Source organism: Phenylobacterium sp. NIBR 498073, assembly GCF_027286305.1.
Lineage (GTDB): Bacteria > Pseudomonadota > Alphaproteobacteria > Caulobacterales > Caulobacteraceae > Phenylobacterium.
Window position 1 is genome coordinate 3,123,369 of the sequence record NZ_CP114599.1, and the last position, 13,827, is coordinate 3,137,195.

The 13,827-nt window shown below is 66.8% G+C and carries 15 protein-coding genes; 5 read left to right on the forward strand and 10 right to left on the reverse strand.

Translation table 11 applies throughout. The annotated features are described in order from the left end of the window. The first annotated feature begins 6 nt into the window (after positions 1-6). Together hutU and O4N75_RS15675 are read left to right on the forward strand one after the other, a co-directional pair. Positions 7-1,674 (forward strand): urocanate hydratase, encoded by a 1,668-nt coding sequence (gene hutU / locus O4N75_RS15670; protein ID WP_269626409.1) that lies wholly within the window; start codon positions 7-9, stop codon positions 1,672-1,674. Continuing rightward, positions 1,674-2,219, forward strand: coding sequence for a HutD family protein (locus O4N75_RS15675; protein ID WP_269626410.1), 546 nt, complete (start codon positions 1,674-1,676; stop codon positions 2,217-2,219). The genes hutU and O4N75_RS15675 overlap by 1 nt, the downstream gene beginning before the upstream one ends. On the opposite strand, the gene O4N75_RS15680 is transcribed toward O4N75_RS15675, so the two are convergent. Continuing rightward, positions 2,216-2,659 (reverse strand): FKBP-type peptidyl-prolyl cis-trans isomerase, encoded by a 444-nt coding sequence (locus tag O4N75_RS15680; protein ID WP_269626411.1) that lies wholly within the window; start codon positions 2,657-2,659, stop codon positions 2,216-2,218. The genes O4N75_RS15675 and O4N75_RS15680 overlap by 4 nt on opposite strands. Positions 2,660-2,670: 11 nt before the next feature. Then, positions 2,671-4,548, reverse strand: a complete 1,878-nt coding sequence (locus tag O4N75_RS15685; protein WP_269626412.1) for a M1 family metallopeptidase — start codon at positions 4,546-4,548, stop codon at positions 2,671-2,673. A gap of 174 nt (positions 4,549-4,722) precedes the next feature. Between O4N75_RS15685 and O4N75_RS15690 the strand changes: the two genes are divergently transcribed. Further along, positions 4,723-5,283 carry a DUF2239 family protein gene (locus tag O4N75_RS15690; RefSeq protein WP_269626413.1) on the forward strand — a complete coding sequence of 187 codons (561 nt, stop codon included), beginning with the start codon at positions 4,723-4,725 and terminating at the stop codon, positions 5,281-5,283. Between the two features lie 22 nt (positions 5,284-5,305). Here O4N75_RS15690 and O4N75_RS15695 read toward each other — a convergent pair whose 3' ends face one another. The 7 genes from O4N75_RS15695 to O4N75_RS15725 form a co-directional block, all read right to left on the reverse strand. After that, positions 5,306-5,674: a hypothetical protein gene (locus O4N75_RS15695; protein WP_269626415.1), complete on the reverse strand. Its 369-nt coding sequence runs from the start codon at positions 5,672-5,674 to the stop codon at positions 5,306-5,308. Between the two features lie 249 nt (positions 5,675-5,923). Next, a complete protein-coding gene (locus O4N75_RS15700) occupies positions 5,924-6,853 on the reverse strand; it encodes a hypothetical protein (RefSeq protein WP_269626416.1) in 930 nt (309 codons plus the stop codon). Positions 6,854-7,182: 329 nt separating this feature from the next. Continuing rightward, a complete protein-coding gene (locus O4N75_RS15705) occupies positions 7,183-9,909 on the reverse strand; it encodes a hypothetical protein (protein WP_269626417.1) in 2,727 nt (908 codons plus the stop codon). Continuing rightward, positions 9,909-10,322: a hypothetical protein gene (locus O4N75_RS15710; protein ID WP_269626418.1), complete on the reverse strand. Its 414-nt coding sequence runs from the start codon at positions 10,320-10,322 to the stop codon at positions 9,909-9,911. Before O4N75_RS15710 ends, O4N75_RS15705 begins: the two co-directional genes overlap by 1 nt. A gap of 12 nt (positions 10,323-10,334) precedes the next feature. Further along, positions 10,335-10,979, reverse strand: a complete 645-nt coding sequence (locus O4N75_RS15715) for a hypothetical protein (protein ID WP_269626419.1) — start codon at positions 10,977-10,979, stop codon at positions 10,335-10,337. After that, a complete protein-coding gene (locus tag O4N75_RS15720) occupies positions 10,979-11,218 on the reverse strand; it encodes a hypothetical protein (protein WP_269626420.1) in 240 nt (79 codons plus the stop codon). Before O4N75_RS15720 ends, O4N75_RS15715 begins: the two co-directional genes overlap by 1 nt. A gap of 3 nt (positions 11,219-11,221) precedes the next feature. Further along, positions 11,222-12,670 (reverse strand): hypothetical protein, encoded by a 1,449-nt coding sequence (locus O4N75_RS15725; RefSeq protein ID WP_269626421.1) that lies wholly within the window; start codon positions 12,668-12,670, stop codon positions 11,222-11,224. 118 nt (positions 12,671-12,788) lie between these two features. On the opposite strand from O4N75_RS15725, the gene O4N75_RS15730 reads away from it, so the two are divergent. Together O4N75_RS15730 and O4N75_RS15735 are read left to right on the forward strand one after the other, a co-directional pair. After that, complete coding sequence (locus tag O4N75_RS15730) at positions 12,789-13,061, forward strand: S24/S26 family peptidase (protein WP_269626422.1); 273 nt, start codon at positions 12,789-12,791, stop codon at positions 13,059-13,061. Positions 13,062-13,077: 16 nt separating this feature from the next. Further along, a complete protein-coding gene (locus tag O4N75_RS15735; protein ID WP_269626423.1) occupies positions 13,078-13,533 on the forward strand; it encodes a hypothetical protein in 456 nt (151 codons plus the stop codon). On the opposite strand, the gene O4N75_RS15740 is transcribed toward O4N75_RS15735, so the two are convergent. Continuing rightward, on the reverse strand, positions 13,530-13,718 hold the full coding sequence (locus tag O4N75_RS15740; RefSeq protein ID WP_269626424.1) for a hypothetical protein: 189 nt from the start codon (positions 13,716-13,718) through the stop codon (positions 13,530-13,532). The genes O4N75_RS15735 and O4N75_RS15740 overlap by 4 nt on opposite strands. Between the last annotated feature and the right edge of the window lie 109 nt (positions 13,719-13,827).

Consider the following 13,827-nt stretch of genomic DNA (forward strand, 5'->3'; position numbering starts at 1 on the left):
AGTTACATGACCCGTATCGACAAGACCCGCGTGATCCGCCCGGCGACGGGGACCGAGCTCTCCGCCAAAAGCTGGCTGACCGAAGCGCCGCTGCGGATGCTGATGAACAACCTGCACCCCGACGTCGCCGAACGCCCCGAGGAGCTGGTGGTCTACGGCGGCATCGGACGGGCCGCACGTGACTGGGAAAGCTACGACAAAATCGTCGAGACCCTCCGCCGCCTCGAGGACGACCAGACACTGCTGGTTCAGAGCGGCAAGCCGGTCGGTGTCTTCCGCACCCACGCTGACGCGCCCCGCGTTCTGATCGCCAACTCAAATCTGGTCCCGCGTTGGGCGACCTGGGACCATTTCAACGAACTCGATCGCAAGGGCCTGGCCATGTACGGCCAGATGACTGCCGGTTCCTGGATCTATATCGGCGCCCAGGGCATCGTGCAGGGAACCTACGAGACCTTCGTGGAGATGGGCCGCCAGCATTATGACGGCGACCTGTCGGGCCGCTGGCTGCTGACCGCAGGGCTGGGGGGAATGGGCGGGGCCCAACCGCTCGCCGCGGTGATGGCGGGAGCATCATGCCTGGCCATCGAATGCCAACCGTCCAGCATCGAAATGCGGCTTCGCACCGGCTATCTCGACCGCTCGACCGACAATATGGACGAGGCCCTGGCCTGGATCGAGCAGTCCTGCCGCGAGAAGACGCCGATCTCAGTCGGCCTGCTCGGCAACGCCGCCGAGTTGCTGCCTGAGCTCTTCAAGCGCGGCGTTCGTCCCGACCTTCTAACCGACCAGACCTCGGCTCACGACCCGGTCAACGGCTACCTGCCTAGGGGCTGGAGCCTTGAGCGCTGGTACGCCATGCGCGACCAGGATCCCAAGCAGGTGGAAGAAGCCGCTCGGGCCTCGATGGCCGAACACGTCCAGGCAATGCTCGACTTTCAGGCCGCCGGTGTTCCCACCGTCGACTACGGCAACAACATTCGGCAGATGGCCAAGGAGGAAGGCGTCGCCAATGCGTTCGACTTCCCGGGCTTCGTGCCGGCCTACATACGCCCGCTGTTCTGCCGAGGCATCGGCCCGTTCCGCTGGGCCGCGCTGTCGGGGGACCCTGAGGACATCTACAAGACCGACGCCAAGGTGAAGGAACTGATCCCGGACAATGCACACCTGCACAACTGGCTCGACATGGCTGGTCAGAAGATCAAGTTCCAAGGTCTGCCCGCCCGGATCTGCTGGGTCGGGCTCGGCGATCGCCACCGCCTGGGTCTCGCCTTCAATGAAATGGTCGCAAAGGGCGAACTGAAAGCCCCCGTCGTGATCGGACGCGATCATCTGGATTCCGGCTCGGTCGCCTCCCCCAATCGGGAGACCGAGGCGATGCGCGATGGCTCCGATGCCGTCTCCGATTGGCCGCTGCTCAACGCCCTGCTGAACACCGCGTCGGGCGCGACTTGGGTTTCGCTGCATCACGGCGGCGGCGTCGGGATGGGCTTCTCCCAGCACTCCGGCATGGTCATCGCCTGCGACGGCACCGACGCCGCCGCCAAGCGGATCGAACGGGTGCTTTGGAACGACCCCGCCACCGGTGTGATGCGGCACGCGGACGCCGGCTACGACATCGCGCTCGATGTCGCTCGCAGCAAGGGGCTCGATCTGCCGGGCATCCTGGGCTGATGCACATCCTGCGCGCTGCGGATCGCAAGCCGACTGCGTGGAAAAACGGCGGCGGCCTCACCTGGGAGGTCGCCGCCTGGCCCCCAGGTGCGTCCCTCGACGATTTTGAGTGGCGCGCCAGCATAGCCGAAGTCTCATCCAGCGGTCCGTTTTCGGTCTTTTCGGGCATCGACCGAGTGCTCACCGTCCTCGCCGGACCGGGCCTGGAACTGAACTTCGAAGGGCGGGCGCCAATCAGGCTGGACGCCGCATCCGCACCTTTCGCCTTCGCCGGCGACGCATGCTGCGACGCCGTCCTGATCGGCGGCGCCGTGCGAGACTTCAACATGATGGCGCGCCGGGGACAGTGGTCCGTCCAGGTTCAAAGACGCCAAGGTCCGATGACGCTGCATACGCACACGGACCTCACGCTCATTCTCGCCTGCTCGCCGATCAGGATTGACGCGGTCGACCTAGATCCGGACGACGTCGTCCTCGTCGAGGGGAGCGCCGAAGCCGGCCTCGCCGAAGGCTCGGTCCTGGTGGCGGAGCTGACCCGCGCCTAATCAACGACCTCGACGAGCTCGATCCGGAACTCCAGCGGCGTATTCGGAGGAATGATCTCCTTGCCGGCCGGTCCGTAAGCGTACTCGGGCGGAATGTAGATCACCCATTCGTCGCCCGGCCGCATCAGCGGCAAGACGGTCACCCAGCCCGGGATCAGCTTGCCGAGCGGGAACGTCACCGCACCATCTGGATCGTTCTTCGATGAATCGAAGACACGGCCGTCCAGAAACTTGCCCTCGTAGCGCACCTTGATTGTCGATGAGCGCTTCGGATGGACCCCGGTCTCGGGGCCGGACTTCAGGACCTTGTACTGGATGCCCGGAATGGTCTTGACGCCCGGCGCTTGGGCGTTGCGCGCAAAGAACTCTGCGTTTGCATCCTGAGCCGCCGCGGGGCCTGCCAATGCCAGGGCGAGGAGAACGCCCGCCAACTTCTTCATCCGCCGCTCCATCAGCCGCCGGTCACGAGACGTTCGAGATTCAAGGCTACCGTCGGATGATACGTCGGTTTCGCCTTTTCGAAGATACGGGCAGCGATCGGACGCCCCCAGTCGCCTTGCTTCATAAGCCCCGCGTACAGCGGCCGAAGAAACAGGCCGCGCCCGACCGTCGTCAGGAATTCCTCGAGCGCCGGCAAGGCCGGCTCGTATCGGTTGGCGATCGCCAGTTCCAGCCAGGCCGATCGAAGATAGCTGTTCAACGAGTTCGAGAGCTTGAACGTCCCATCCAGATCATCGAGTTGGGCCTTTGAGAGCTGCCGCGGCAGGCTGTTCAGGAACCGCAGCCACTCCTGGGTGGTCCAGGCGGAGGCGGTTAGCTGCGAAGCGGGCGCGCCCCGGTTGAACGCGGCGACCTGCGCGTCGACGCGCGCGAGCGCCTCAGACTTCACGTGCACCGCATTGTCGGGAAGGCCGGCGGCATAGGCCCAGCGGTCGAGCTGCAGCTTCGCCTCCAGCGCCTTGTCGCCCTTGATCAGGTTGGCGCGAAGATCGCTCAGGAAGCCGGCCGTCGTCTGGGGCTGAAACGCGTGCCGGTCAAAGTATGACGTGAGATAGGCGTCCCACCGTTCGCGCCCCACGGTCTTCTCGATCGTCCGCAGGAAGGTCGCGCCCTTGAAGTAGGCCAATTGGCCTCCGACGTCGCCGTAGAGCTTGGTGGCCTCGGCGGTCGGCCCGCCGGCCTCGGCGATGTCCGCCTGCATGCCGTCCCAATCGAGATCGGCCTCCATCTCCGCCCGCGGCGCGCCGTACTGCGCCTCCATGATGCGGTTCTCGAAATAGGTCGTGAAACCCTCATTCAGCCAGCCGTCGGGCCAGGTCGCGTTCGTGACCAGATTGCCGGACCAGCTATGCGCCAGTTCATGCGCGACAAGGCCGACATTGGCCCGGTCCCCGGTGATGAAGGTGGGCGTCAGGAAGGTGAGCATCGGGTTCTCCATCCCGCCGAACGGAAATGACGGCGGCAGCACGAGAACGTCATAGCGGCCCCAGCGATAGGGACCGTAGAGCCCCTCGGCTGTCGTCACCATTTGCTCGGTGTCCACCAACTCGGCCGCCGCGCGATCCATCATCGACGGCTCTGTGTAGACCCCGGTGCGGGGACCAAGCTCACGGAAGGTCAAATCGCCCACGGCCAGCGCGATCAGGTACGGCGGCACCGAATTGTCCATTCGGAAGCGGAAGGCATGCTTACCCTCGCCCGCCGGCTCTCCATTCGGCGTCAGCCGCTCTCCACTCATCACAGCGATCAAATCGCTCGGCACGACGATGCGGGCCGTCCAGGTCTGGCGGATTCCCGGGCTGTCCTGCGTTGGGATCCAGCTGCGGTTATTGATGTCCTGCCCTTGGCTGAACAGGTACGGCTTTGCCTTCCCTGCGGTTAGCGACGGCGGAAGCCACTGCAAGGCCCGCGCGCCGGGGCTCGAGGCGTAGTGAACGACGATGCGCTTGGCCCCGTTCAGCCGCACGGTCAGCGGCGCCCCAAGGTCTGCGTCGGCGGAGCCGAGCTTCCACGGCAAGTCTCGCCCGCCGCCGTCCGTCACCTTGGTAATCGTCAATCCCAGTGCATCGAGCACGATGTCCTGCGCCCCGGGAGCGGCCAGCACATCCATGGCCGCCTGACCGCTCACGGTCTTCGTCGCGAAGTCGGCCGCCAGGTCCAGGTCGATGTGCGTCACCCGCGCAATGAGCGGCCGGGCATAGGACCGAACGTCTTTGGCGTCGGGCGTCGACAGCACAGGCGCCACGGAGGGCGCGGCGAAAGCGCTCGTCCCAACGCCGACCGCCGACAATGCCGACGCCAACAGAATAGCTCGCAGGAAAATGCGCATGCTGAAACGCCCCCAGGACAGCTTCCAGCCCGTCGATGGGCCGAGTCATCGCCATCCTAGTGGCTGGACAGGGCAAATCTTGCCTTTGTGACGGACCTTCACGCATCAGCCACGCTTGCCGCCGCATCGGATCAATTTTATGCCCGGATGATATTTCGCGGAGAGACGCCATCTATGGCCGATATGCACACTGCCTTTTCTGGCCACAGAAAAATCGCCAACGGCCCGTTAGCCGTCGTCGCGCCGGCAGTGAAGGCCGCGATCGACGCCGGTGAATCCCATGTACTTGTCTTCGACGACAAGTCCGGCCGGCAGGTGGACCTCGATCTTCGGGGAACCATGGAAGACGTGATCGCCCGCCTGGTCACGCCGACGGGCGAGCCGCCACGGGCTCCCGGAAGGGGACGGCCGAAGCTCGGCGTCACGGCCCGCGAAGTCACCCTGTTGCCATCGCATTGGGAGTGGCTAGCAGCTCAACCAGGAGGAGCTTCAGCGGCCCTACGCCGACTGGTCGACCAGGCGCGCAGGTCCGGCGGCGATGACCAGCGCCAAGCCCAGGAGGCGGCGCACCGCATCATGTTCGCCCTGGCCGGCGACTTTTCCGACTTTGAGGAGGCCACGCGGGCCTTCTACGCCGGAGACTGGGACCAGTTTCTGGCCCTCAGCGAGAACTGGCCCATTGATCCTCGCGACTACGTGCGTGTCCTCGCAGAGCGCGCCTTTTCGACCCGATAGCGCCGGTGGATCGGCCGAGCGTTCACTTCAGTCCGCCGGCACGCAGACCAAGACCGGCCGCAAACGCCGCTAGGCCAGCCGCGAACCAAGGTCCGCTCCGCGCCAGCCAGGTCCAGAACGCCGCCACGCCCTCAACACGGTCGCGCTGCGCCTCTAGCATGTCGATCCGTCCAAGGGCGCCGCGGAGCTCCACGCGTAGCGCATCCACCAGTTTGCCGGCTTCCTGAGCCTCAAGTCGCGCCAGCCGCTCTCGAACGTCGTCGACCTTGGCGGTGAGCCCCTCCAACCGCTTGGTCTGGGCTGCAACGTTGTCGCCGATCTGCTGCAGCGTCAGAATCTGCGCCTGATGCAGCGTTTCCACGAAGCCGCCGCCATTGCTCGCTTCGTTCACGATTGCCACCACCGCCGCCTTCCGCCGCCGACCCCGCCGATGCCCCCGCCCCGCGAGGAAGGAAGGGAGACAGGGGGTAGGAAGTCACCGGCCTCGTGCGCCGCCCCCTTCCACTCCGGCGCCGCCAGCGTCCTGCTGATCTTCTGGAGGTGATCGGCGCGGGTCAGGCCGTCCGCCAGCGGGGTATTCAGATACTTATCGGTACGTGACCATGCCGCTTTGAGGTTCGGACCAAGCTTAAAGACCATGTCAGGTGCCTCCAGCGGACGGCTTCGGGCCCAGGGACGCCACCGAACTTGCGATGCTGGCGATCTGTCCCAGCATGTCGAGAAGGCTGGGGCTCTCGGTCGTCTTGGTGTTCGACGTACCCGTCGAGGTCGAATTCTGCCCTTGGAAGAGCTGCAGCGGCAGCCCGGAGAACATGTCGATTTGGGTGCCGAGTTGGGTGGTCGGCGCATTACGGATCGCCTGATCCACGCCCCGCAACTGCGCGCCAAGCGACGACTGAGCGGCCACGTTGGCCCGTAGTGAATTGTCTCGATCAAGCGCCAGTTGCCCGCGCATGTGGCGATCCTGGATTGCGTTCTGGGCGTTTGCGAGCGACGCCTGCTGGCGACGCTCCGCATCCTGGCTCGCCAGGCCCGCGCTGGTCGTGAACATGTCCTTGAGCAGATTGGCGCTGACCGAGCTGCGCCCCTGATTCAGCTGCCGCTCGGTCATGCTGCGCGTCAGCGCAGAACCCGAACCGTTGAACGCGCTGCTTCCCGCTAGTTCAAGGTCCTGCGTCGCACGGGTGGCGTCAGCGCTCGCGTCATAGTCCGCCAAAGCCGCATCGACAACCTGGCTACGATATGGATTCTGATATGCGCCTAGGTTGTCGAGCAGACTGGCGGCCCCGACAGTCGGGGTCGGCTGCGACAAGAGGTTGGCGAACCACTCATCCCCCCCCACCGGCTGGCCTCCCCCGCCGACGCCGGCCCCCAACCGCGCAGCACCGGCACTCGCTTGCCGTTCAAGCTCCGATAGCGGCGCCACCAGTGAGTAAGGATCCATCCCGCCCAGGCGTTGGATTCCGGTATTCAGGCTTTGCGCCGTATGAGCGACCCACTCTGGATTGGTCGGCGTGGTCGACGACGTACTGCTCGTACTCGTCTGGCTGGTCGATTTTCTCTTACCCATTCAAAGCGTCCTTTTGAGCTCGCGCCCCGCAGGGCGGTAGCCGTATCGGCGCAGCACCCGGATCCACCCCGGCCGCCCGTCGATCGTGATGTGTGAACAGCCCTGGCCCCGCGCCCACGCCTCAAGCCCCGGCCGTAGACCGAGGATGTCAGTCAAGCTTCCGCCCGCCAGCCAGATGTGCAGGCAGCGATCGCTCCCTTGTGCGACGAGTTCAGTAACGAGCGCCGAGTGTTCTGCGAGCCAAAGCTGTGCACGGCCCGAGGCGAGTTCGTCGATCAGTTCGTCAACGGTTGCATCGACCAACGCTGGCCGAAGCCAATCCAAGTAGGTCAACGGTCGCCGGCCGCAGCCAGATCGACAGCGATTTGCCCGAACCGCGCGAAGGCCGGGATCGACGCGCCCTCGAACTTTAGCTTGAACAGCCGCCCGCTGGCCCGGACATCGACCTTGTCCTGGCCGGCAGCCACCGGGTACGGCCCCTTGGTCGTCTCGTCGCCCTGCGGCTTGAACCTGCTCGTGATCGAGACATTGATCGGCCCGATCTGGCTTTTCACGTCCGGCCAGAGCCCCAGCACCAGCGCGGTCTGCTCCTCGTTGAGATACTGGTCGGCGGTCTCGATCGACCAGGTCAGGGCCTGGCCGTCCGCGGACTGCCCGCGCTCGTGCCAGTAGACGTTGCCACTGGCGGTCACGCCGATCGGGTCTTGCGATGGCCCAGCGTCGACCATGGCGGTGCGCGCCATCCGGCCGCGGTGCCAGCCCTGTCCGACCAGAGAAAGCGCCACGTAGCGGCTGTTCTCGGTCCCGTCGCGCTCGTCCGGATAGTCCCAGCGCACTTCGGAAAAGCGCGAGTTCGATGCGGCGGTGATCTTGTCGGCCTGGCCGGGGGTGAGGTTGCCGAACAGGTCGTCGCGGATCGCGCAGGCGATCGGCTCAACGCCGCCGCCGAGCACATACCGATAGAACTGGCCGTCGACGCCCAGCCAGTAGGCCGCCTGGCCCACCACCACGGCGGCGTTCGGCCCGATCAGACCGCAGTTGGTCGCCACCCGGTCGAAGCGCCAGGGCGTCGCCAGCGCGCCGATGAACATGCCGAGGAACAGACTATGGTTGGTCCAGACGAGAAGGTTGGAACCGGCCACCCGGCCGGCGACGATCCGACCGCCGCCGGGCAACACATATTCTCGCGCCGTCGTGCCCGCAGCGGTATGCCACTCAGTGTTCTTGCGCACCGACGAGTGACGGATGCACAGGGGGTCGAAGGCGTTCGACGCCTCCTGATTGCAGCCGAGCGCGAACACCATGTCCTGCGGCGCCACCAGCATGTGGGTGACCTTAGCCGGCGCGTTGGTCAGCGGCGCAGCCTTGTCGGCGCTGACATTGGCCCAATCGTAGATCGTCCCGCCACGCGGATTGGCCAGCAGGTTCTGCCCCCAGGCGGCCAGCGCCCAGGTGCGCGGGAAGTAGTCGGCCGTCGAAGGCTCTGAATAGCCCCCGACGCTGTAAGCGCCGGTGCCGTAGCCCGCCCCGCCGGTGCCGTCGATCGCGCCGGCCGCAAACGCCGCTTGCGGACCGAAGGTCATGCCGACCCCGCCACTCGCCGGCACTGCCACGGCCACCGCCGCGCCACCGCCGGTGGCCGTGCTCGTGGCCCCAGAGGTGAAGTTGAACCGATAGCTGTTGGCGTCGATCCGGGTGGCGACGAAGGTCCCGTTCGGGGTGATGCCGCCGACCGCCGAAGCCCCGGACACCGTGACGCTGGTTCCGGTGCTGATGTTGTGGCCGGTCTCGGTGACGGTCACAGTCGGCGAGCCGTTGATCACGCTGAATGGATTGCTCCCCAGCGTCTTAGAGAGCTGCGCGTTCGAGCCGGCGGTGATCGTGAAGGTGTTGGCGTCGGTCACGGTGACGGTGTAGGCGCCGCTCGGTATCAGCCGCCCAACTCCGATTCCGCCGCTGACCACCACGCTGTTGCCCGTCGTCAGGCCGTGCGCGGTCTTCACGACCGTCATCAGCGCCGAACCGTTGGTCACGGTGACCCCAGCGTCGATCAGCGCAAAGCCCGGCTTGGCCAGGGTCGGCGTGATGTCGTACAGCGCGCCGCCAAGCCAGACCTGCAGCGCCGAATGCGTGCCGAAGGCGATGTTCAGCGTCGGCAGACTGTCGGTCCACTGGAACACCGTGCGGCAGACGCCAGTGAGCAGGCTCGCCGTCAGGCTCTCCCAGCCGCCGATCACCTGCGGGAAGTCCCGGTCGAACCGCACGTTGTTGCTGTCGGCCCAGCGGCCGGCCGCCGAATAGGTGGTGTCGTCGCCGTTGAGGCCCGGCGGGATTTTCAGGGGAACGCGCATCAGCGCCGGCCGGTACAAGTTCGCGACGATCAAGCTAAAGCCGCCGAGACCCGAGTAGCGTTGTAGAACCCCGCTGCCGCCACCCGCTCCGAAACCGGCAGCGGTCGGCACGCCGTTGCCGCCTGTTGGTGTTCCTCCACTGGATGGAATGACGTTGCCGAACAGGTCAGAAAAGCCGCCCGGGCCACCGCCAAAGCCGGCGCCCGACGAGCTGCCGCCAAACTCCCCGGCCTCGCCTGCCCCGCCGCCGTATCGGTTGATCTGAAACCCCGTCGCCGAGCTGCGCGCTGCATTCCCGGAGGTGGTTCCGGCCCGCCCGCCTTGCGCCGTGCCGATCAGTCGGCCGTCGATTGAAACTGTCGCGTCCGCACCGCTGATCCCGGCAACATCCGACCCGGGTGAACCAACAGACGTTCCGCCCACGCCGCCGGTCCACGAAAGAACTGCACGGGCCGGTATCTGAAGGCGCGAATATCCGGCGGCGCCCCCGCCCCCGCCCCCGCTCGAGGCTCCGGAAACGCTCGCGCCGCCCCCGCCAGCCCCGTACGCGAAAATGTCGGCGATAACGTCCTCCGGGACCACGAGTGATCCCGAAAGCGATGTGATCACCTGCCGAACCAGAAACATCGGCGCGCCCGAGGACGCGAGCGGCGAGCGGCCCAGCGTCATTTGTCCAAGCGGCGCTCCGCCGAGCGAGGCGGCCATCAGTAGAAGCCGCCCTCGCAGCGCACCACGACGCCGTTAGCGATGGCCTGACCGTTGGCGACCGCTAGGCCGACGCCGGCCTCGAGTTCCATCGGCGCGGCCAGCGAGAGGCCGAAATCGGTCCTCGGGTTCGCCACAGTGGCGCTCGGTGTGACCGTCGCCATCAGCACGCTGTCGATGAGGGTCAGCGTCGATCCGACCTTCTTGTACAGCTGGATGTTGTTGGCCGAGGCGACCGCGGCGCGTGGGATCGCATATAGCCGGGTCAACCGGGCGCCGTTGACGTTGTCGCTGGCAAGCAGGAGATCGACGGTCGACGTCGGGTTGTGGAACGCGGTTTCGGCCGCCGTCAGCACCGCGGTGCGCGAAAACGGCGTCTGCGGCAGGACCGCTTTGTTCTGCGTGATAGCCATAAGGTGCCTCGGTTAGAAGATGAGCGCCATGACGAGGGCGAAGCCCTGCTGCTCGTCCACGCTGGCCGGATAGTCGGCGATGTCGGCGGTGACGATCGACTGCCAGGAGGCTGCGGCGCCATCCGAGCGGATGTACTGGCCCGCGGTTCCGGGCCCCTGCCCAGGCAGATTGACCTGGTTGAACGCCAGGCTGTCGGCGTAGGCCTTCGTCGCCGCGTCCGTGCCACTGATCGGAGTTCCGACGCCGGTGATGCGCGCGCCGAGATAGTCCGTGAACTGCACACGCCGCACGTTGGCGCCGTCGCTGACCACCCATCCGACCTCGCCGGGCTTCACGGTCGCGTTCGTCGCGCCGCCGGTCGTGATCGAGACGTCGCCGCTCGCGCCATTGCGCACCGTGTAGAGCTTCTCGACGGCCGGAATGGTGATCGCCCCGCCCGAGCCGCTGGTGACGTCCAGGAAGGCGCTGCGTGCCTCGTCGTCCGCCCCGTTGGCGGTCGTCAGGGTCTTCGGACCGCTGAGCGCGAACGCGACCCGCTTGGCGATGGCGTCCTCAAGCAGTTGGTCGTCGGTGTTGAGGACCAGGCCCCAGGTGTTGAGGTTGTCGCCCGGCGCCTGGAAGTTCAGGCGCAGGCGGCTCGAATAGGTCGAAGGCATCAGATCGGCGCTCCAGTATCCTGCCTGATCCAGGCAGCGCCGTTCGAGACGGCCAGAATGTCGAGGTCGGTGACCCGCACGACGCCGTTGGGCCAACTGGCGGCCGGCGGCAGGTCGGCTTGCGCGCAGGGGAAAACCTGGCTGGGATGGGTCGGCTGCTGCAGCTCGCGGATCGCGTCCGCGACGGCTTGGAAGAACGGGCGCGGGTCGGTCTTGAGGTCGACGGGAGCGATCAGCATGCGTTAGCTCCAGATTTCCGGGGTGTCGCCCACCGGGGTCCAGGTCTCGGACTTGCTGGCCTTCGGGTTCCAGGTCTCAGGGGTGCCCGGAACCGGCTGCCAGCCCTGACCGCCCGAATAGCGCAGCGTCGCGGCTTGACCGTTCAGGCTGTAGGCCGCTGGGGCGCCCCGCAGGATGTGGACCCAACCCCAGCCGATCTGGCGGCCTGAGAGGCTGAAGGACGCTCCCGAAGCCGCCAGCTGGCGCGTCCAGCGCAGACCGGCGGCCAGGCGCGACCACACGAACGGTTCAGGCGCCGCGCGCAGCTTGCGGCCAATCCGCAGGCCCGCCGGCTGCCGCGTGAGCGTGAGCGCGCCCGTGGCGGCCGAGATCGTGCGGCCCGCCACCGTGCGGATCAGCCCCGCCGCGATCCCCGTCATCGTGAAGGCCTGGGCGCTGACACGCAGTTTGAGGCCCCGGGCGACACGGGCCGAGAACCCTGCCAGGCCATAGCCGCGAACGTCCGCCCGGACCCGATAGCCTTTGCGGATCGCGGCATTGATCCCGGCAAGCGTGAAGCTGCGCACAGCGATCGGCAGCTTTCGGGTGACACGGGTCGCCGCCGCCTTGCCCGACAGGATTATGGCGCCGGTGGCCGCGGTGAGCGTCTGGCCGCCCGCAGAGCCCAGGTCCAGGGCAATGAACGCCGACGAGGCCAGCAAGGCGACGTACTCGCCTTCCGGGCTGGTGTTGATGTTAAGGGCGATCTTGCGCGATCCGGCCGCGTATGAGCGCAGCCCTGCGAACGACGCGGCCTGTCCGCGGTCATTGTTGGCCGAGTAGTTTCGCGCGACCGCGGAGGCTGCATCGCCGCTATCGGCCAGCACCGACGTCACCACCCGCGACGATGTGGTCACATTGTTGAAATACCAGCTCCCGATCAGCAGGTGCGGGTTCGCCGAGACGGTCGGCGTGATGCTCAAGGCCTCAAACGGCGTAGCGGTGGACAGCTCGGCAGAAAAGCTCGCCTGCCGCGCGACGTGCGCCGCCTCGAAATCCGCCAACTTCAGGATCAGCAGCCGGTTCTGCGCATACCCGACTTCGAATGTGTTTTGGTTCGAACGCCCCTGCCACGCCACGGTGCGGCTGACGCCGCCAGTAGCCTCCGAATAGACCCGCTGCTTGTTCAGCGGCACGAGGTTCTTTTGGCCGGCGGTGATATCGGCGTGCCCGGCCATGGCGGGTTCGGTATTGGTCTCGGCCGTCCCGTCCCAGACGAACTTCCCATAGGCCGACGTCGTGGTGGCGTAGTTGTCGGTCATCGAGTGGGCGAGGACGAGATAGTCGCCGACCGCCGGACTGAACGAGGTCGAGAGCACGTCGGCCCAGGTCGTCGTACCGCCTGCGGTGACCGCCTGGCGGGCGACGCTCTCGGCGTAGACGTCGCCCGCCCCCATCCGCAGCACCGTCAACCGGCGATTGCGGCAGACGATGCTGTTGCCGTTGGTCTCGGCCTTGACCTCAAGAGCGAGGGCGAGCGCCGCGCCGGTCCCGGTGACCTTGAAGAACCCCGCGTAGGCCCCCCATTCTATGCGCGGCTTGGCCGACGATGGCGCACTGATCTATTTCGAGGATCAGCGCAGCTCCCCCAGCCCGGACATGCTGGGCCAGGTGGTGGTGGTCGAGACCGACACCGACGAGGTGCTGGTCAAACGCCTGTTGCGCGGCTCAGGGCCAGGACTCTACGATCTTGAGAGCGTCGCTGGGCCCACCCGCCGCGACGCCCGGCTGCGCTGGGCCGCGCACATCACCGCAATCATCCCACCCTACCAGGCGCGCCGGATCATCCTCAGCGAAGGTTGAGCGCGGTCGCCGCGCCTTGAACCGTCAGGTATCGGTTGCCGAAGAAGTGTATATATTATACATTCCTCGAATGAACGAGCTTGACCGGCTGATCGTCGCCGAAGCCGCCGCCGAGGCGGCGCGGACAACGCTCGCGCAGCGCGAACTGAGCCGCTGCCGAGGCGTCTCCTGGTCCGGAATGGCGCCGGAGCCTCGGGCCCCGGCCCCAGCCGCCGCGCTGCACGCGCGCGCCCGGGCGCGGCTCGCCGCCCGCGAGGCCTGGCGGGCCGGCGCCGAGGGCGGCTTCATCACCGGCCTCTCCGACTGTCAGGCGGCGGCGCGCGAGGCTTTCGCGACTGCCGAACGCGCCCGCGCCGGCGCCTCGCGCGGCGAACCCGCCGACTGGCGGCTGAAGGTGCTCGACGAACTGGCCGCGCAGGCCCGCGCGCTCGCGGCCGGCGTCCGCCAGGCCCGGCGCGCGCTGACGCCCTAGCAGCGCGCGCCGTTCTGCGCGCGCCCCGGCCGCCAGGACCGCGCCGCCCGGCGTTCCCGGATCTCGTCATGCAGCATGTCGGCCAACTCCAGCACCTGCTCCTGCGACATTCGCCGCGTCGCGCCGCGCACCTCCGCGGCGAGGCGGAACATCAGGTCGGACGGTAAGCCTCGCTCGGCGCCCATCGTCGTTGCCTCACATTAGCCCAGCCACTCTTCCAATTCGCGAACCTGGAGACGCGTTCCCGTTAATCGTGCATTTGACTTAGATAGTTCGCAAACCTAACTACATGTC